Source organism: Aequorivita iocasae (genome assembly GCF_016757735.1).
GTDB lineage: Bacteria > Bacteroidota > Bacteroidia > Flavobacteriales > Flavobacteriaceae > Aequorivita > Aequorivita iocasae.
The window spans coordinates 730,591-749,889 of sequence record NZ_CP068439.1; the positions used below are offsets into that span (position 1 = coordinate 730,591).

Annotated in this window: 21 protein-coding genes; 4 read left to right on the top strand and 17 right to left on the bottom strand. The window is 38.2% G+C overall.

The window, feature by feature from the left end:
- Positions 1–5: 5 nt before the first annotated feature.
- From JK629_RS03490 to JK629_RS03515, 6 genes are all read right to left on the bottom strand, one after another.
- Positions 6–347 carry a hypothetical protein gene (locus JK629_RS03490; RefSeq protein ID WP_202337249.1) on the bottom strand — a complete coding sequence of 114 codons (342 nt, stop codon included), beginning with the start codon at positions 345–347 and terminating at the stop codon, positions 6–8.
- A gap of 158 nt (positions 348–505) precedes the next feature.
- Positions 506–841 carry a tetratricopeptide repeat protein gene (locus JK629_RS03495; protein WP_202337250.1) on the bottom strand — a complete coding sequence of 112 codons (336 nt, stop codon included), beginning with the start codon at positions 839–841 and terminating at the stop codon, positions 506–508.
- Positions 842–982: 141 nt separating this feature from the next.
- Positions 983–2,731, bottom strand: a complete 1,749-nt coding sequence (locus tag JK629_RS03500; RefSeq protein WP_202337251.1) for an agmatine deiminase family protein — start codon at positions 2,729–2,731, stop codon at positions 983–985.
- Between the two features lie 70 nt (positions 2,732–2,801).
- Entirely contained in the window at positions 2,802–3,443 is a 642-nt protein-coding gene (gene aat / locus JK629_RS03505) for a leucyl/phenylalanyl-tRNA--protein transferase (protein ID WP_202337977.1), read from the bottom strand.
- 104 nt (positions 3,444–3,547) lie between these two features.
- Positions 3,548–3,925, bottom strand: coding sequence for a DUF3127 domain-containing protein (locus JK629_RS03510; protein WP_202337252.1), 378 nt, complete (start codon positions 3,923–3,925; stop codon positions 3,548–3,550).
- A gap of 30 nt (positions 3,926–3,955) precedes the next feature.
- Positions 3,956–4,831 carry a flavin reductase family protein gene (locus JK629_RS03515; protein ID WP_202337978.1) on the bottom strand — a complete coding sequence of 292 codons (876 nt, stop codon included), beginning with the start codon at positions 4,829–4,831 and terminating at the stop codon, positions 3,956–3,958.
- Between the two features lie 96 nt (positions 4,832–4,927).
- Here JK629_RS03515 and JK629_RS03520 point away from each other — a divergent pair, with 96 nt between their 5' ends.
- Positions 4,928–6,082 (top strand): sensor histidine kinase, encoded by a 1,155-nt coding sequence (locus tag JK629_RS03520; RefSeq protein ID WP_202337253.1) that lies wholly within the window; start codon positions 4,928–4,930, stop codon positions 6,080–6,082.
- Between the two features lies 1 nt (position 6,083).
- Positions 6,084–6,431: a hypothetical protein gene (locus JK629_RS03525; RefSeq protein WP_202337254.1), complete on the top strand. Its 348-nt coding sequence runs from the start codon at positions 6,084–6,086 to the stop codon at positions 6,429–6,431.
- Here JK629_RS03525 and JK629_RS03530 read toward each other — a convergent pair.
- Positions 6,421–6,816: an HIT family protein gene (locus JK629_RS03530; protein WP_202337255.1), complete on the bottom strand. Its 396-nt coding sequence runs from the start codon at positions 6,814–6,816 to the stop codon at positions 6,421–6,423. The genes JK629_RS03525 and JK629_RS03530 overlap by 11 nt on opposite strands.
- 2 nt (positions 6,817–6,818) lie before the next feature.
- Positions 6,819–7,295, bottom strand: a complete 477-nt coding sequence (greA, locus tag JK629_RS03535; protein WP_202337256.1) for a transcription elongation factor GreA — start codon at positions 7,293–7,295, stop codon at positions 6,819–6,821.
- Between the two features lie 181 nt (positions 7,296–7,476).
- Here greA and JK629_RS03540 point away from each other — a divergent pair, with 181 nt between their 5' ends.
- Positions 7,477–7,914, top strand: coding sequence for a hypothetical protein (locus tag JK629_RS03540; protein ID WP_202337257.1), 438 nt, complete (start codon positions 7,477–7,479; stop codon positions 7,912–7,914).
- 25 nt (positions 7,915–7,939) lie between these two features.
- Here JK629_RS03540 and JK629_RS03545 read toward each other — a convergent pair whose 3' ends face one another.
- Complete coding sequence (locus tag JK629_RS03545) at positions 7,940–10,132, bottom strand: TonB-dependent receptor (protein ID WP_202337258.1); 2,193 nt, start codon at positions 10,130–10,132, stop codon at positions 7,940–7,942.
- 391 nt (positions 10,133–10,523) lie between these two features.
- Here JK629_RS03545 and JK629_RS03550 point away from each other — a divergent pair, with 391 nt between their 5' ends.
- On the top strand, positions 10,524–12,977 hold the full coding sequence (locus JK629_RS03550) for an ATP-binding response regulator (RefSeq protein ID WP_202337259.1): 2,454 nt from the start codon (positions 10,524–10,526) through the stop codon (positions 12,975–12,977).
- 3 nt (positions 12,978–12,980) lie between these two features.
- Here the strand turns inward: JK629_RS03550 and JK629_RS03555 are convergent, their stop codons facing one another.
- From JK629_RS03555 to JK629_RS03590, 8 genes are all read right to left on the bottom strand, one after another.
- Positions 12,981–14,342: a sigma-54-dependent transcriptional regulator gene (locus tag JK629_RS03555; RefSeq protein ID WP_202337260.1), complete on the bottom strand. Its 1,362-nt coding sequence runs from the start codon at positions 14,340–14,342 to the stop codon at positions 12,981–12,983.
- A gap of 124 nt (positions 14,343–14,466) precedes the next feature.
- Positions 14,467–14,877 carry a hypothetical protein gene (locus JK629_RS03560; RefSeq protein ID WP_202337261.1) on the bottom strand — a complete coding sequence of 137 codons (411 nt, stop codon included), beginning with the start codon at positions 14,875–14,877 and terminating at the stop codon, positions 14,467–14,469.
- Between the two features lie 215 nt (positions 14,878–15,092).
- A complete protein-coding gene (arfB, locus tag JK629_RS03565) occupies positions 15,093–15,497 on the bottom strand; it encodes an alternative ribosome rescue aminoacyl-tRNA hydrolase ArfB (RefSeq protein WP_202337262.1) in 405 nt (134 codons plus the stop codon).
- The gene (locus JK629_RS03570) at positions 15,494–17,020 is read right to left on the bottom strand and encodes a DUF4301 family protein (RefSeq protein WP_202337263.1); all 1,527 of its coding nucleotides are present in this window, start codon (positions 17,018–17,020) and stop codon (positions 15,494–15,496) included. The genes arfB and JK629_RS03570 overlap by 4 nt, the downstream gene beginning before the upstream one ends.
- Positions 17,021–17,108: 88 nt before the next feature.
- Entirely contained in the window at positions 17,109–17,639 is a 531-nt protein-coding gene (locus tag JK629_RS03575; RefSeq protein ID WP_225626109.1) for an AAA family ATPase, read from the bottom strand.
- Positions 17,636–18,274, bottom strand: a complete 639-nt coding sequence (gene pnuC, locus JK629_RS03580; protein ID WP_202337265.1) for a nicotinamide riboside transporter PnuC — start codon at positions 18,272–18,274, stop codon at positions 17,636–17,638. The genes JK629_RS03575 and pnuC overlap by 4 nt, the downstream gene beginning before the upstream one ends.
- Entirely contained in the window at positions 18,258–18,518 is a 261-nt protein-coding gene (locus JK629_RS03585) for a thiamine-binding protein (protein WP_045081418.1), read from the bottom strand. The genes pnuC and JK629_RS03585 overlap by 17 nt, the downstream gene beginning before the upstream one ends.
- A gap of 87 nt (positions 18,519–18,605) precedes the next feature.
- On the bottom strand, positions 18,606–19,298 hold the full coding sequence (locus JK629_RS03590) for a geranylgeranylglyceryl/heptaprenylglyceryl phosphate synthase (RefSeq protein WP_202337266.1): 693 nt from the start codon (positions 19,296–19,298) through the stop codon (positions 18,606–18,608).
- Between the last annotated feature and the right edge of the window lies 1 nt (position 19,299).

Below are 19,299 nucleotides of genomic sequence, written 5' to 3' on the forward strand. Positions count from 1 at the left end.
TTATTTCAGAAAATATCTTTTTTTGAATTTTTTGAATTGGCTGCAGCAACTGCTTTCAATGCCTGATTATATTGATGGGCAAGTTCTGGATCTGTACTTTTTTCTTCCGAAAATAATTTTTGAAACCAAGAAACTGCTTTATCATATTCACTTTTAAAATAATAAGCTGTGGCCAACTTTTTATAAATAAAGGGAGTGCCATAGCCTTCTTCCACAACTTGCTCATATACTCGAACCACATCAATGTCTTTATTTACATCTGTTTTGTGTGTTTTTGTTTGTGAGAAAGAAATGGTGCAAATGCTGACAAATAAAAATAAGGCAAGCAGGTTACGCTTTGTAATCATTGGGGATATTGAGTTTAATGCAAACAGGCTATATGGGGATATAACTGCTCACGAGGTTTGTTTTTCAAAAAAACTGAAAAACACTCAATATATTGCCAATACGCAATAATTTAACAAATTCAGCCGCCAACCTTATTTAAGTCGTAAAAAATCAAATCTTAAAGTTTTACCACAGCTTTTGAATTTTCAGAAGATTTTACAGCCTTGAGCGTTTGTTTATAACGTTGTAAAATATCTGGATCATTTGTTTTTTCAGCTTCAAAAAGTTTTTCAAACCATAAAAGCGCTTTTTTATAATCACTTTTGAAATAATAGGCATTAGCCAATTCCTTATAGATAAATGCCGTGCCGTAACCTTCTGATACTACTTGTTCATATACACGAACTACATCAATATCTTTATTGACGTCGGTTTTTGTGGCTGATTGTGAAAAGGAAACGGATGTGATTCCTGCAAATAGCAGGAACGCAAGTAGGTTAGACTTGAATTTCATTTGGGGCTAGATTTTAGTTACAAACCGCTGTAGTAAAATGTAGGTTTACAGTGGTTTGTGTAGGTTAATGAAGTAAAAAAACAAAAAAATCCACAATAAATTGTGGATTTTTTGAAAAATTTTGATTTTTAACTAAATCAGTTACAGCTTAATAACTCTTTTGTGGATCTTTCCGAAGTCGCCTTCAAAAGTTACCAAGAGTGTTCCCTTCCAGTTTTGGTTCAGGTCCAAAGTGATTTTTCCGTTGCCGTTTTCAATCTTTGCTTCATATAATTTCTGACCCAAAAGGTTGTGAATTTTCACATTTACAAGCCCTTGAATGGCATTGATATTAAAAGAAACTTTGCCATTTGTTGGGTTTGGATATGCTGCTGAAATATGGTTCTGTGCCCACTCATCAGCTGATAACGTTTCCACTTGAATAGTCCAATACCCTTCCGGTGCTACAATGGGACGATTTAATTCCTTTCCGGAAATAGCCTTCGCCCAAATATAATATTCAATATTCACGGACGAATTTGGAATGGTAAAATCTACTGCCCAATTATCACCGTTTGATGGAGCCATTTCAATTTCGTTATAAGTAGTTGCCCCCTCCTCACGCCAAAAAACCTTTGCCTGCGCTACGCCAGAATTATGTTTAATCATGGCTTCAATAGTAACTGTACTTCCGGCGTTGGCCTCATCAATTGGTTGGTGAACTATCCAAAGTGGATCAGCAACTCCAATAGTATGAGTAATGCAATGGATTGCTCCTAATGAATTTATCAAATTTTCACCTGGATTATCCACATCAATCCCTACTACATTGTAACCTGGTAACATTTCCTGATATTGTGCTAATGCAGGGGCGTCAACCTCTGGACGGTAGGTGGGCACCATAATAGTCTTATTGACAAAAACGGCGTTGCTATAGGTGTTGTATGGCCCTCCAGTATTTGGATAATTTCCGTTTGTACTAGGTGGGGCGTCAATCCATTCAATCTCATAGGGAGTACCAAAAGGTGATTGAAAATTATCCAAAACATACTGGATATTCGCCTCAATCTGTGGACCATCAGCAACTCCGGGAGGATATTTGCTCACAAGTATTGTCTCTTCATCCAATAATTTCATATGCATATCAATATGATGAATTTGATCGTACGGAAGGGTATTCATTTTCACAAAACGGTTAATACCCATATATTCCTGCATAATACCATCTATTTGAGCTTCGGTTTTTACACTTACTCCGTAAGGGTTTCCAGCAGCATTTTCGTTCAAAATAAGTTTAGAGGCAAAGGCATTACCCAAGCCATCACTCATATAATTTCCACCCGTGTTTACCAAATCGTTTGTTCCAGAATTGGTGGTGTAAAGTGGAATTCCCACTTGTGCGGCGTGCGCCGCTGGCATCACGTCATCGCTTGGGCGCGGACGGTTATAAATCCAATCGGTCAGGGCAAGTTCGCCCACATCATCGGAATAAATTGTGTTTCCGGCATAATCGCGAATCCAGATACTGTTCCACGGCACGTTTAAAAAAGTTACATTCGTGATATCAACACCGTTGGTAGTAAGATAATTGGATACTGAAGCTTGATTTTGGGTTGTAATAATAACTTTACACTCCTGCACACCAGCTTGTACTATTTGCCGAAGAATATTGGGGTAAGAAGGATTCCAAGTAACTAAAAGATACTCCACCTCTTCCCATTCTGCTGCTGCTCGCACAGGGCCCGAAGGTGGCGGTGAAAATCTTGGACTTGTAAATTGAAAATCGGAAACGAGACCTTTCTCCGTTTCGGTGAGATTGTGTGGAAGATTTGGTTTTTCCTGTGAAGTGGCCAAAGCAGTTTGTAGTGCCATCAACAATACCAAAAGATATTTTGTGTATTTATGTTTCATTTGAAAAGTGAATTGTGGATTACGAAGATAGAGCTTTATATTATTTTATAATAAACTGTTTGTCGTAATTTTAAAACTCCAGCATTTCCAAAAACTCCCCTCTCCCAATCTCCTCCGCTCCAAGACTTTCTAAATGTTCATTATAAATTTGGCAATCAATAAACTTGTAATCCTTGCTTTTTACGTATTCCGCAAGATAGTAAAAAGCCACTTTTGAAGCATCGCTCACCAAACTGAACATGCTTTCGCCACAAAACACTTTTTTCTGCGGAAGATCAATTCCGTACAATCCGCCGACTAGCTTTTCATTTTCCCAAACCTCAACAGAAATAGCATGTCTCGCTTTATGTAAGGCAGCATACGCTTCCTGCATTTCTCGTGTAATCCACGTTCCGGACTGTCCCTTTCGTGGAACCGTTGCACAGTTTATTATAACTTCCTCAAAATTTCGATTAAAAGTAATTTTGAATTTTTCGCTTTTTAAAGTCTTTCGAAGACTTTTTGAAACTTTAAATTTTTCCGGAAACAAAACCATCCGTGGGTCTGGGCTCCACCACAAAATGGGTTGATCATCTACATACCACGGAAAAATTCCAGAATTATACGCCAATAACAAACGCTCCACCGAAAGATCGCCGCCAATAGCAAGCAAACCATCTTCAGTTGCATTTTTAGGATTTGGAAACCATAGCGTATCGGTTAAATAATACATCATTCAAAATGTATGAAATTTTTTAAATAAAAAGACCCCAGAGTATCGAGAATTTCTGGGGTCTTAATTACTAACCAAAAACCTATGGTCGAAAAATATATTTATTAAAAAGGAAGATCGTCGTGTTCTTCTTCGTTAAAATCGTTTGCAGGTTCAAAAGCTTCCGCCGGAGGCATTGGGGGCATATCGCCATTCGCTGATGCTTGCGAAAGGTTTTCAATACGCCAGCCTTGAATACTGTTGAAATATTTGGTTTCTCCCTGTGGGTTTACCCATTCGCGACCACGGACGTTGATGCTCACTTTTACATCTTGGCCTACATTATAATTGTTCAGTAAATCTGTTTTGTCCTGCACAAATTCAATCATTATATGCTGCGGATATTGCTCTTCGGTAGTAATTACCATCTCACGTTTCCGAAACCCATTATTGCCATAGGTTTTGGTTTCATCTATCATTTTAATTTTTCCTTGTAGTTCCATTTTATTACTTAAATATTTATTGTTCTTCTTCTATTTTCTGCTTAAAAGCACTTTCCAAGCTTCCTCAATCTTACCTTCGCAAAGAAAGTCTTGGGCTTTTTTGTGTATTTCTAAAACATTGCCCTCATCCCGCAGCCATTTCAATTCTTCTGAAGCATTTATAAAGGTATTAATTTCTTCTGAATTTGGGAAATTTTCTATGTTGCCCAACATTCCCAAATCATTGCCCGTCAAAACTTTACTGTGCCTTATTTCTTCGGGAAGCATATCCACGCCCATGCCCAAGGTTGTCAAAGGTTTTGGTACTTCAAAAAGACCTACCTTGGCACGGCTGTACCAATTGCCGCCAAGCCGTGAAACTGTATCAATCTTAAAAGGGTCGATACTGCCATCTTCGGCTAAAATTTCTTCTTTTATGTGAAGTTTTACCACTTCACAAATTACCAAATTTCCGGCACCGCCTTCTTTTCCGAGGGAAATAACTTGGTTCACTTTACATTCCAATTGAACGGGAGCTTCTGCAACACGCGGCGGTTTTACTATTTCGGAAGCCATTTCCGTAAAGCCTGCTTTTTTAAATTCGTTGACCCCCTTGGCATATTCCGTAGAGGAAAGCGACATTTGCTGCACCATGTTAAAACTCACAATGTTAATAACTACCTCGGGGACTTCCAAAACATTTTCATAGGTATGTTTGGTAGTATTGTCACGTCCACGCCTTGCCGGCGAAAAAACCAAAATAGGCGGTTTTGCACTAAAAACATTAAAAAAACTAAAAGGGGAAAGGTTTACATTTCCCTCTTTGTCAATGGTACTTGCAAAGCAAATAGGCCGCGGAGACACCGCGCCCAAAAGGTAGCCGTGCAGTTTTCCGGTGGATAGTTCGTGTGGTTCGATAGATATCATTACTTGCAAATGTACCCAAAGATTATAGCTTGTAAAAACTTGGTTGTACAATAATATTAACATATTTGCTTTATATTTAAACTGAAAAAAATCTTTATGCTGCGCAACAAATCATTCTCCCGTTGGGGTTTTATTTTAGCTTCCCTTATTGTAATCACTCTTATTTTATGGAATACGTATGCGTTTTTCACCCAATTAAAGGCGAACGAACGCGCCAAAATGGAGATATGGGCAGTTGCTCAAGAAGAATTGGCCCAAAGCCTTTCTGGCGAGGGTAATTCTGTTAGCGAGACGGCACTTGCCATTATCCAAAGCAATAGCACTACACCCATGATATTGCATACCTTAAAGGAAGACAGTTATACAGGCAGAAATATTGACGAAAAGGTATTGGAGAGCGAAAGAGCCAGAAAAAAGAAAATCGAACAATTTATTTCAGAATACAAACCTCTTGAAGTAACTTACAATGATCAAGTTCTTTCTATAATTTATTTTGGAAATTCTCCATTAATAAACAAACTAAAATACTATCCGGCAGCATTAATATTGATAATCTTCCTCTTCATCTTAGCCATATATTTGTTTTACAAAACCTCAAAATCTGCCGAACAGAACAGACTTTGGGCCGGAATGGCCAAAGAGACGGCACACCAGATTGGCACGCCGCTTTCCTCTTTGGTGGGATGGACCGAAATTTTAAAAAGTGAAAATGTAAACCCCGAATATGTAGCAGAAATGGAGAAAGACATTTCACGTCTGGAAACGATTACGGATCGTTTTTCAAAAATAGGCTCTGTGCCGAAATTAGAACGTTGTGATTTGGTTGAAGAAACAAAAGCCACTTTTTATTATTTACAAAAACGTACTTCAAAACTTATCGATTTTCAGCTTAACATTCCTGAAAGCCCTGTTCTAGTTCAAATGAACCCCCAACTTTTTAGTTGGACACTAGAAAATCTGGTTAAGAACGGCATCGATGCCATGAAAGGAAAAGGCACCATAAACATTTCTATTGAAAAAAATTCAAAATGTGCATTAGTCCATGTTTCAGATACCGGAAAAGGGCTAACGAAAAGTGAATACCGGAAAATTTTTACTCCTGGTTACACTACTAAGAAACGTGGTTGGGGACTGGGGCTTTCACTTGCAAAACGAATTATAGAGGAATACCATAATGGAAAAATACGTGTTTCAAAAAGCATCCCGAACCAAGGCACTACTATGGAGATAGCCCTAAAGACAATAAATTAGAATGAGCTCTAAAACCCATACACTTCATACTTCGCGATTAAAGAATAACTGCCCAACGTGCTTTGGAACGGATGGTCTGGAATTTACTTTCACGCAGGAAGAAAAAGAAACGCCTTTTTTCAAAAAACCAGCTACAGAAATAAATCACAAATTATATTGCCATACCTGCAAAAACGATATTTATCCCGTAAACTGGACAGAGGATATTGAGCGTGTTTTTGATTACAACAAAAAAATAGCGGAAACCAATAAACAATATTTAAAGGTGAAACCTCTATTTTATGTTTTGGTAATTGTGGCAATTGTTTTGGTTGCCGCAATAGTTTATTTATTAATTCCTACGGTTTAAGTTTTTCGGAAATAGCTTCGGCCAACATTTCAAACTCTTCCGAAGTCATTTTAACCTTTTTGGTAAAGCGCATATCGTCCATGTCATTCAATGGTATTAAATGTACGTGTACGTGCGGCACTTCCAACCCTACAACGGCCATCCCCACACGTTTGCAGGGAACGGTTTTTTCCAAAGCACGAGCAACTTTTCGGGAAAATTGCATCAGTTGTAGGTACATATGCTCTCCCATATCAAAAATTTTATCGATTTCTTCCTTGGGAACACAAAGTGTATGGCCTTTAGCGTTTGGATTTATATCCAAAAAAGCAATAAAATTATCATCTTCAGCAATTTTGTAACAAGGAATTTCACCTTCTATAATTTGTGTGAAAATTGACGCCATAATTAATCTCTTGAAATTTCCAATATCTCGAATTTAAGCACCCCGTTGGGTACTTTTATCTCCGCAACTTCACCTACTTCCTTGCCCAACAAACCGTGGCCTATAGGGGAATCTACCGAGATTTTCCCAGTTTTTAAATCGGCTTCGCTTTGCGCAACCAACTTATAGGTCATTTCCATACCATTATTCAGATTCTTGATTTTTACGGTGGAATGCACTAAAACCTTACTCAAATCAAGTTGCGATTCGTCAATTAATCGGGCGTTGGCAAGTATTTCCTCTAATTTGGCGATTCGCATTTCCAGCATTCCCTGTGCTTCCTTGGCGGCATCATATTCTGCATTCTCGCTCAAATCGCCTTTATCACGCGCTTCGGCAATCGCATTAGAGGCTTTAGGGCGCTCCACATCGCGTAGATGATCTACTTCATCCCTTAACTTTTTTAACCCTTCGGCTGTATAATAAGATACTTTACTCATAACTTCATCGTTTGCGTATAACAAACCCTTTTTTAATTCTTAAATTCTATATAATAAGATTCCCGCCTACGCGGGAATAGAAAAATCCCATACGATGACGGGATTGTGTTTAACAAATATACTAAAAATTTACTTGTTCTATTTATTGTTGTAATTTCGTCATTAAAATTTTGCCTAATTCATGAAAAATATTTTTCTTTTCCTACTCGCCCTTGTATTACACGTTTCCTGTTCAAAAAATGATGACCAGCGAGAGCGGAACCCATATTTAACAGATCCGGTGGTGAGCCTAAATTTAAACCTTAACTTACCGGAATACAACCCCTTGCGATTTCCTGGAAGCTCCGTAATTACTTCACAAGGCATTAAGGGCATTGTGGTTTATTGCGTAAGTGAAACACAATATTTTGCATTTGACCTCACCGATCCGAACCATATTCCCAGTGAGTGTTCCCGAATGGAAATCAACGGCCCAATTGCTACTTGCCCTTGTTCAAATGATGACAACGAGTATAACCTTGTTAATTTTGGAAGACATACTACAGAACCCGATGCTAAATACCCCATGCAATCTTATCGTGCCGAACGCAATGGGAATACCGTTGTAATTAGTAATTAATTGTTTTAAGCCTGAATAAAATTTTCTAAAACTTTATAATAGCTCCCACTAAAAAATTAATCGTTGCCTGCGGATAATAGCCCGCACCTTCAATTGTTGTAATTGTTCCCGGATTGCTGAAATCGTCATCGTAAGTATAAAAATAGCCGTTGGAAATATATTTTACATTAAATATATTGTTTACCAAAGCCGAAAAAACAACTTCTTTTACCCACGGAAGTGTGTCCAAGGTGTAAACGATATTTAGATCATTGATGAAATAGCTATCCAATTTTGAAACCTCGCTGTCAATATTACCCATATATTGCTCGCCCACAAACTTTGAAAGAAAGCCTAATTGCAATTTCTTCATGGGTGAATATTCCAGCATGTTTCCTGCAACTACAGCAGGCGAAAACGAAATATTGGTGTTGCCTAAATTCACTAATTCGCCATCGCGAGAAGCAACGAAATCTACATTTTTATTGGTACTCAAAGCAATATTTGGAAGCGTTCTCAAATTTTTCAAAAGCTGTATTTCGGCATCCACTTCCAATCCCAAACGGTAGCTTTTTCCGCTGCTGGTTCTTAAGGCCGCACCCACGTCGTTCAATTCGCCAGAAAGGACTAATTGGTCTTTGTAATTCATATAAAACACATTTGTATTCACTTTTGTTTTTTCTGAAGCGAAACGCCAACCCAATTCAAAATCGTCCAGTTTTTCCGGAGTAATAATTCCTTGTTCATAATCGTTTCGGGAAGGCTCGCGATGGGCTTTTCCATATGAAAAATAGAATTGATTTGAAAGATTCAATTTATAAGTCAATCCCGCTTTTGGGTTGAAAAACGAATAGTTTTCATCTACATTCAAAGGAACCAAATCTGAAGTAATCCCAGAAGTTTTATAATTCAAAAACCTACCCTGCAAATCGCCAAAAACGCTCCACTGCTCGTCAATTTTATAGGTTGCCTTTGAAAAAACGGTGAACTCACTTTTCTCGCCATTTCCTTCGTAATAACGATCTCGAATTTCCGAATCGCTGGCGTAGCGCGCCCAGATTACTTCGCCGTAATGGTCGCCAGTGTAATAACTGTAAAAAGCGCCACCGGTAAAATCAATTTTGTTGTTTTTGTAATTCACGTTTGCATTTGCTGCATAAAAATCATTATCCAACCAACGACGGCGGATTACATCGGTTGTATTTATTGTATCGTTGCCAATTTCAATCGGTTCAAAACCGTAGGTTTCAAAATCTTCGTCTTCTTTATATTGCTCAAAATAACCCTTTCCTTTTGTGTAATTGAAAGAAACATTTGTGCTCCAATTGTTATTGAAACGTTGGTTCCAAAGCAATTGATAGTGATCTTGCGCATAATTATCCACTTCGTTATCATAAAACTGAAGGTTCCCATTTTCATCAGTGTACATTCCAACGGTATTGTAAGTTCTGTCGTTTTTAAGCTTTTCGGGATCTTCCAAACCGTTCCAGGATTGGTAGGTTTCTTCTCTTCCGCCAAAAACCAAAGATTTAATTAAGGTGTTTCTATTTACAAAAGCCCCCTGTAGAAAATACGATTTCAAATCGGAACTGGCTCTGTCTATATAACCATCCGATTGAATGGTTGACAACCTTCCCGCTAATTCAAACTGGTTGGAAAGCAAGCCAGTGCTGAACTTGACGTTATGTTTGTGTGTATTATAACTTCCGAAGGAATTTGCAATTTCGCCATACGCTTCATTTGAAACGACATCACTCAACAAATTCAAACTTGCACCAAAAGCGCCCGAACCGTTGGTTGAAGTACCCACGCCCCGCTGCAATTGCAAACTTTGCACAGAAGAAGTAAAATCGGGCAAATTCACCCAAAACGTGCCTTGGCTTTCAGAATCATTATACGGAATTCCGTTCAAGGTAACATTTACGCGCGAAGCATCACTTCCGCGAACCCGAATGTAGGTATAGCCCACACCCGCTCCCGCATCGCTGGTGGTAACAACCGACGGAAGATAATTGAGCATATATGGAATATCCTGACCAAGATTTCTTTTTTCAAGCTCTTCTGTGTCAAGATTTGAGTGGGTAATGGGCGAATCTGCTTCAACACGGACGGCTTTTACCAAAACTTCGTCCAATGATTCAACTTTTGTGGAATCTTTCGTTTTTTCCTGCGGCGTTTCCTGTGCAGAAACGGAAATAAACAATAAACTGAAAACTGCGGAAATCAATAACTTTTTCATTCGTAAAAAATAATTTTATACGAATAAAAGGGGCGTTATTCTTGGTTTATTAAATGGTTTTATAAAAAAACCCTGAGAATATTGCGTCGTGCAATATTACAGGGGGTTCCTATTTGTTATCCCTTGGCGGCATTACCCGCCCAGGTTCTTTGGGTATAATCTCAGCCTTTTGAAGTTGGAATTTTGAGCGACGAGCGACGAAATAGTTTCGTAACTCGTATCTCCAATTTCGTACTTCCAAAAGCACCCCTTTGAGATGTTCGGCAAAAGTACATTTCTTTTTTCAATTTCTTCCAATACTTCGGCATCGTTTTAGTTTTTGATTTCGATTTCGATTTTTTTTACCATATTCTTAATACTTCCTCTTTTTTTTAGTCTTTACATTTGAACGATGGCCACTTCAAAAAATAAATTCACCTTTAAAATTATTCTTAGCTACCTCGTTTTGGGAGCTTTATCGGTTTTGGTTGGCGCTTTTTTATATTCTGAATTCAAAAATTTCACTGCCGAATCTACTGAAACAAAAGGCGAAAAAAAATTCATTGAAACCGGAACGCTCATCAATCTGGTTTACGAAACAGACGGATTTTCAAGACTTGCGCTCTTAACGGAAAGCGATGAAGATTTTGAAAAATATATGGCCAAAACCGATTCGCTTTTTAAAAAAATTGAAGAAATAAAGTCGCTCACAAATAATGATTTTCAATTAAAGCAACTTGACAGTGTAAAATCTTTATTAAAAGATAAAAACCGAAATATTGAACAGCTTCGTATTCTTCGATTGACCAACAAAAAAGACACTTCGCTGGACGATATTATGCGCGAAGTGCGTAAACTAGAAGCTTCTGTTGGCCTGAACTCAGTAGAGTCATTAATTAGAAATCCCTCGAAATTAAACTCCCAAGAACGCAGAATATGGCAAAACTATGCCGATTACCTCAACAGTGACGCCACGCGCGATACTTCTACCGTAAAATCGAAAACAGTAGATTCTATGCTGCTTGCAGCGCGGTATATTGTTGCCGAAGCCAAAAAAGAAAACTCGAGAATTCGGGAATCTTTGATACAAAAAGAGAATGAATTGATTCGAAACGACCTCAATATTTCAGAACGTTTGCGGGAAATAATTGCCAGTTTTGACCTCGAAATTGCAAAAAACAATAATCTGGAAAAACAACAGCGGGCCGAATCTATGGAACGCACAAAGGAAATTCTGAAGTTTGCGGGCATCTTGGGCGGCATCGTGGTTTTGTTATTTTCATATTTTATACTTTCAGATTTTTTTAGGGCAGAACGCTTTAAAAAGAATTTGGAGGAATCCAAAAATTATGCTGAATCATTACTGAAAAGTCGCGAGCAGCTTATTTCCACGGTAAGCCACGATCTAAAAACACCTTTGAATACAATCAGCGGTTATTCCGAACTATTTGAAAATTCAAACCTTTCGGAAAAGCAGAAATACTATTTGGGGCAAATCACTTCAAGCTCACATTTTATTTCACATTTGGTGGATGATTTGCTGGATTTCTCCAAACTGGAAGCAGGAAAATTGCCTATTGAAAGCGTTCCATTTTCTTTGGAAAATATCATCGTTGAGGCTGGAAATGCTGTGAAACAACAATTTCCGCAAAAAGCTGTTGATTTAAAGCTTTCCATTTCAGAGAAAATAAAAAGTAAAATTTTTGAGAGCGACCCGTTACGGATTCGTCAGATAGTGAATAATCTCGTGGGCAATGCCTTTAAATTTACTGAAAAGGGAAGGGTTGAAATTAAGGTTGAGGAAATTCAGGAAGTTGGTAAAATTTCAACGGTTCAAATTTCAGTAATAGATACGGGGATTGGAATTTCCAAAGAAAAACAGCAACTTATTTTCAATGAATTCACACAGGCCGAAACTGAGATTGCACACAAATTTGGCGGTAGCGGTCTGGGATTGGCCATTTCAAAAAAAATCACTGAGCTTTTGGGTGGAAGCCTAAAGGTGGAAAGTGTTTTGGGTGAGGGAAGCAACTTTATTTTAACCCTTCCGCTGAAAAATTCAGATAGGATTTTGACGAAAAACATTCCGAAGGAACACATTTCGTTTGAAGGTCTGAAAGCCGTAATTATTGACGATGACGAATCGATGCGCGCACTTTTACAGGAAATTTTTGAACAGATGAATATTGCTTCCCAAGCATTTCAAAGTTACAACGATTTCAAAGCTTACAGTTTGGGGGTTGATTTTGATTTTGTCCTAACAGATATCCAAATGCCAAAAACCGACGGTTTTACTGTTTTGGAAAAATTGAAAAATGGCGAAATAAATTCTTATAAAAACCAGCCAGTTATTGCAATGACTGGAAGTAGGGAGCACAGTCGTGATTTTTACCTCAAAAAAGGATTTTCTGAAATGCTTCCAAAACCCTTTTCAAAACAGGAGCTCGTTGTGGTTTTGGAGCGCATTTTTCCAAGCCGCAGGAATTTTTCGGAAGAAAAAATTGTGGATGAAATTTTCAAATCAGATTCCACAGCCAACGAAAAATTTGACCTTTCCCTTTTAAAATCCTTTTTAAATACGCCTCAAGCCTTGGAAGAAGTCCTGGAGGTTTTCAACGCCCAAACCGAAAAAGATTTGCAACAAATAAAAAATTCTATTGCCGAAAATGAAACAAAAACTATTTCTGAAATTGCCCACCGAATGCTCACGATGTTCCGCCAAATAAGGGCGAAGGAAGTTATTCCCATTCTCGAAAAAATGGAGGATTACACTGCAGAAACAGTGGAATCTGGGGAAATGAAGATGGATTTTGAAAAGCTGGAAATGAACTTCCGCGATTTGCGAAAAGCACTTTCAATCCGATAAACCTTACAATTCTATTTGATAATGCTCCAGTTTGTTATAAAGCGTTTTTCGGGTAATATTCAGCAGTTTTGCGGCCTTAGTTTTATTGAAATCGGTTTCCTTTAAAGCGTTCAAAATAAGTTGTTTTTCGTTGCTTTCCTTTGAAAAATCAACGGTTTCCTTTTTCGTATTTGCAGAAAAAAGAACTTCCCGCGGAATTACTTCCAACGGAATCAATTGTGAATTGGTCAACAAAACGGAACGTTTGATTACGTTTTTCAACTCGCGCAAATTGCCCGGCCAAGCGTAGTTTTTAAACGCTTCCTCCACTTCTTTGGAAAGTCCGATTACTTCCTTTCCCAAAGATTTGTTCGCTTGGTTTAAAAAATATTCAATAAACAAAAAAAGGTCCTCTTTCCGTTCGTGCAACGATGGAATGCGGATTGAAAATTCATTCAATCGATGGTACAAATCCTCCCTAAATTTCCCCTCGGAAACGGCTTTCAGCAAGTCTTCATTCGTTGCGGAAAGTATCCGTACATCCACGTCAATTTCGGTATTGCTGCCCACGGGTTTTATGCGCCGTTCCTGCAAAGCGCGAAGTAATTGAATTTGGTTTTCATAGGAAAGATTACCGACTTCATCCAAAAAAAGTGTGCCTCCGTCTGCCGCTTCAAAATGGCCTTTTTTGTCATTTACCGCGCCCGTAAAACTTCCCTTTACGTGGCCGAAAAATTCGCTCGCGGCAATCTCTTTCGGAATAGCGCCGCAATCTACTGCCACAAAATTTTTGTCTTTTCGGGAACTATAATTGTGGATTGCCTTTGCGGCAACTTCCTTTCCAGTTCCGCTTTCACCTTGAATAAGAACGCACATATCCGTTGGCCCGACGAGTTTTAAATATTCGTTGAATTTTTTGGAGGCTTCGCTGATGCCGATTACAAATTTGGACTTTTCAGAACTTGGTTGGGAAGCAGGTTGTTTCGGCTCAACAGTTTCTGAAATATGCTCTTCGGCAGATTCCCTATTTTGAGAATCCGCTTCAATAATCATCAACAATTCCTCCGGCCGGAACGGTTTCGAAATATAATCCAGCGCCCCTTTCTTTATGGCTTTTACCGCAGTATCCACTTCAGCATAACCTGTCATTAAAATCACTTTTGTTTTCGGGGAAGTTTTTTGTGAAAATTCAAGCAAGTCAAGACCCGAATCGTCCGGCAGCTTTAAATCCGTAATCAGCAAATCAAAATTGCTTTCAGAAATTGTTTTTCGCGCCTTTTCGCCTGAAAGCGAAACAGTGACATTAAAACCTTTTCGTTCCAAAAAAGAAGTGAGCATTTTGCCAAAAGCTACATCGTCTTCAACTATATGTATTTGTTGCGCCATTACGTTTTCTGAGAACGTAAAAATAGTGAGTATATGGCTGGGCAAACTTTAAATTTATCATAAAAAAAGGCGCCCATTTTATGGACGCCTTTCCCAGAAGTATTGAATCTAAAATACCTGCAGCTTACTGCTTCTTCATATCGTTTTTAATCCACTCACCTTTTGCGTTAGCATAAACCGTTGCAGCTTTTTTATCTGCAGTGGCAAGGTCAAGTTTATATTCTCCATTGGCATTCACATAAGCCTTAGAAATAGTGGCACCGCTAAAGTCTTTAGCTACGGCGTCTTTAACGGTTTGTGGTACCTCAGAAGCTTTTACTTCTTTAAAATCTTGTACGGGGGCTGCAATCACAGCTGTTTCGGCATCAACTACATCAGCAGTTTCAGCATCTTGTGCAGCTTCAATTCTGCTTTCCACTTGCGCTTCAACGGCAGTTTGTTTTTGCTCGTTCATTGCAGTCGGCTCTTTATCTTGTGCGGTTGCTGCGGTTAAACCTCCTAATACGATTGCTGTACTTAAAATTAACTTTTTCATTTGTTTTTGTTTTTAATAATTATTTATTCGTTTCTCTAAGTTTGTTTGTTGTCTTGTATATAGAAAAAGTAGTGCCATAGAAAATATGGAACAGAAAAAACCATTAAATAACTGCAAAACAGTTATTTAAAGATTATTCAATTGTTTTGAATTTTAAGAAAAGTGTATAATGGAAAGAACAGTTGTATAAAAATTACACAGTTTTTGTGTAAACACTATTCAATTTTTGGTGGTTTGCGGTTGGATTTTTTAAAGGCATTTTCCTTTTTGGATTTTAAACGTCTTTCAATCGCTCCTTTTGAAGGTTTTGTTTTCTTTCGCGGTTTTGCGACTTTAAGGGTTTTCTGAAGCAATTCAACAAGCCTTTCAATAACGATAGCCTTGTTGCGGTGCTGACTTCGGGTTTCGCCGCATTGAAGAACTATTATTCCTTCGGAAGAAATTTTTGTGGAAAGTTTTGTTCGAAGACGTTCCTTTTCAATTTCTGAAAGTGCTTCGGAATTTTCTAAACTAAATGAAACCTCAACTTTTGAAGCCGTTTTGTTCACATGCTGCCCGCCCGGCCCGCTGCTGCGGATGGCTTTAAAGGAAAGTTCAGAAATTAAAACTTCGGCATTCATTGCGGTTGGTGTTCTTTATTCAAAAGGTCGTTCACCGTTTTTACAGGATTGAAAGTGATCAGCGGCACTTCTACAAAAACCGTGTTCCAGTTTGCCATCGCGCCATTCCAAAGTCCCGGAAGTTCCAATGCTTTTATAGGTTTTCCATAATATGATTTATGTGATATAAAACCTGTATCGGGATCTGAAAATTTCAGCAAATCATACTTTTTTCCTTTATAATTACGCAGTCCGCAAACCAAATCCACGGGATTAAAATGCGTTGCCTTTTCAACCAAAACCTTTTGTTGCGTATTGTTTTTATCAATTTGGGACATTTCCACTATTTGATAGGAAAGGTTTCCGTTTTTGTCTTTTATAAGAAATGGGCCGCCGCCCGGCGCGCCGGTATTTTCAACTACGCCGCAAACGCGGATGGGCCGCTTCAGGATTTTTAAAATTTCCTCTTTATATATAGGAGTGTTTTTTATGAAAAGTTCCTTGGAAATAAATTCGGAAGCGTTTTTCAAAACTTCTTCGGAAGGATTTGCAGCGTGAAGTTTTTCCACAAAACCAAAGATTTTTTGCTGAAGGGAAAGCATTTTTCCAGCGAGCACTTTTTTCTGAAAAGCGATGGTTTCCACATAATTTTGCGAAACCACGTTGTCAATATTTTTTATAAAAACGATGTCGGCATCCACTTCATTCAAATTTTCCAAAAGTGCCCCGTGCCCGGACGGACGAAAAACCAAATCGCCATTTTCATCTAAAAAAGCTTTGTTTTCAGTAGTTGCGGCAACTGTATCAGTTTCCTTTTTCTGAAAGGAATAGGAAATATTGAATCTTACGCCTGTTTTGTTCTCAACGGTTTCCTGAATTTCTTCATATCTTTTTTTGAACTTTTCCTCGTGTTCTTCCGAAACCGTAAAATGCAAATTGGCAATGCCGTTCGCGCTTGCATAAAACGCTGCTTCGTATAATTGTTCGTCAAAAGCGGTAACATAATTTTCGCCGTAATCGTGAAACGGAACGAGCCCTTTGGGCGTGTTGCTGAAATTGAGACCGGTTTCTTTTAGCATTTCCTTTACAAAGAAATAAAAGCGTTTTCCTTTTTCGAAATTTTTAAAATCGGGGAATTTCGCTTCCAATTTTTCTTTCACCAAAGAAGAAAAAGGAAATTTTTCAATTGATTCAAAAAAGATTTTCAAATTTCTATTCTCTTCCTTTTGAAGAAACGCATCGATGTCTTCATTTTCAAAATCATAATTCTCCAAAAACTGATGCAAAAACTTAAACATTCGCGTAGCAGCGCCCGAAGCTGGCACAAATTTCAGCAAATCAAGTCTGTCTTTTTCAGCTTCAAAAAGCGCTACAAAATGGTTTTGTTCCGTTTCTGAAAATACTGCAATGCCATTATCCGCCGAAGCTGGTTCAACAACATTTGCGAACGGGATCCCTTTCTTGAAAATTTCAAGTTGGCGTGCTACTTTAGCTTCGGAAAGCCCGTGATTCTTTATTTGTTGTATGTTTTTTTCTGTAAACATTTTATTCAATGTAATTGCAAGTTTCTTCGCGACCTTTGCGCCTTTGCGGTAAATTATCACCGCAGAGACGCAGAGAACGCAAAGGTTTTTACCTATTTAATAATGCGTCAATTATTTCGTTTGCTTTTTTAAACCGCTCTTCCTCGTTTCCCTTTAAAATTTTATACGGAAAACCCTGTTTTTTCAATTCGGCCTCGAAAATACGAAACATCTCCTTGCGGTTGTTCGGTCGGTCGCGCAAAATATCCGGTTCCCAAGGCGTGTCAACATATGTCAAAAGGTAGATGCTGTAATTGTTTTTGGTTGCTTCGGTTTTTATTTCCGAAGGACAAAATCCGTCGTAATAATATTCGGAATAGACTTTTAGTTCGAGCAGATTCGTATCGCAAATCAGCAGATTTTCAACTTTTTGAGAAACTTCATTTTCAAGTTGCAATTGCCCTTTTGCGATTGGAATTAAATCTTCTTTTTTAACTAATTTCTTTTCGGAATCCCACTTTTTTTGAAGGAATTCGCGCATATATTCGGGAACCCAAAGCGTTTTGTAGTGTTCCGACAACTGTTTTGCCAAGGTGGTTTTGCCAGTAGATTCGGGACCGTATAAAACTACTTTAATCAATTCAGCAGACTGGTTTCGGGTATGTTCAAGTTTTTCTTCCAAGCGCGGTATCCGTAAATGGCAATAATAGTAAATAAAAGATATTGAAACGAAGTAAACACGAGCCCTTTATAAAGGTAAAGTGGCACGGAAATTAAGTCGCCAATAATCCAATAGATCCAGTTTTCGAGTTTCTTTTTCGCCATAAGCCACATTCCCACGAAGAAAATTGCAGTCGTAATTGTGTCAACATAAGCTGTCCAACTGTTCCATTTTTCAAAATATTCGTACACACCAAAAACGAAAATAAGCGTTGCTATAAAAATGTAAATAGATTGTTTGTTTTCGGTTTTTGTGGCTTTTGTGATGGGCGTATAGTGGGTCGCATCCACTTTTCGAGTCCAAATATACCAGCCGTAAATGCTCATTGCAAAGTAATAGGCGTTTATCATCATATCGCCCAAAAGCCCGTAAACGGCAAGAATGTACACAAAAATTGCTGTGCTTATAATCCCCGTGGGATATACGAGAATATTATCCTGCTTGCTAAACCACACGCTCAAAAAACCAAAGAAAACGCCGATGAGTTCCAGCACTATTAAATGTGTGGGAACTTCGGCATATTGCGCAAAAAACCAATCAAAAATGGGGCTCATAGTCGCTGCGGTCTGATTTTACTATTTTGATGTAAAGCAAACCTCTTTCCACAGCTTCCAATGCAACTTTCATTTCTTTTTGAAGAAGGTTCATCACCGCATCATAATCGCCGTAAACCTGTGTGCTTAGCGGATTTTCCAAAACCGTCAGCCCAGAATTTCGAAGGCTTTTTATAAAATTGATTATTGCGGGTTCGTAATCGTCCTGTAAAGGCGTGAGGGTTAATTCTACTGAAATTTTCATTTTTTCATTTTTTTCAAAACTACGATTTTAAAAAGTTTTCAGTCGCAGTTTGCAGTTTTTGGAATCTGGTTTTTTAAGATTTGGAATTTACTCAAACGCCGTTCCCATCACAACCATATTTGCTCCAGCTTCGTAAGCGGTATTTTTTTGTGCTTCGGTTTTTATTCCACCGCCAACAATTAAAGGGATGTTGATTGCTTTTTTTACTTCGGAAATGATTTCGGGCTTTACAGGAAATTTTGCGCCGCTGCCCGCTTCCAAATAAATAATCTTCGCCCCCATAAATTGTCCCGCTAACGCCGTGTGCACAATGTTTTCAATATTTTCCTGCGGAAGCGGTTCCGTATTTGTCACTTTTGAAACCGCCGAATCATTTCCACCGTCAATCAAAATGTAACCTGTGGAAATAATTTCCAAAGAACTATTTTTCAATTTTGAAATAGATTTTATTTGCTGCCCAACTAAATATTCTGCATTTCTTCCTGAAAGCAAAGTCAAAAATAACAAAGCATCTGCTAATGGAGTAATGTGCGAATGATCGCCAGGAAACAAAAAAATTGGAAGCCTTGTTTCAGCTTTCAAAGCTTTTACCGTTTCTTCAGTTTCGCCATTTGCAACGGTACTTCCGCCCACAAAAAGGTGAGTGGTTTCCTTAGGAATTTGTTTCAAAAAAGAATTTGCTTCGGATACTTCAAACTTATCGGGGTCAATTAAAATAGCGAGTTGCTTTTCTTTTTCGGAAACGGATTTCTGAAGATTTTCATAAAAAATTTCTTTCATT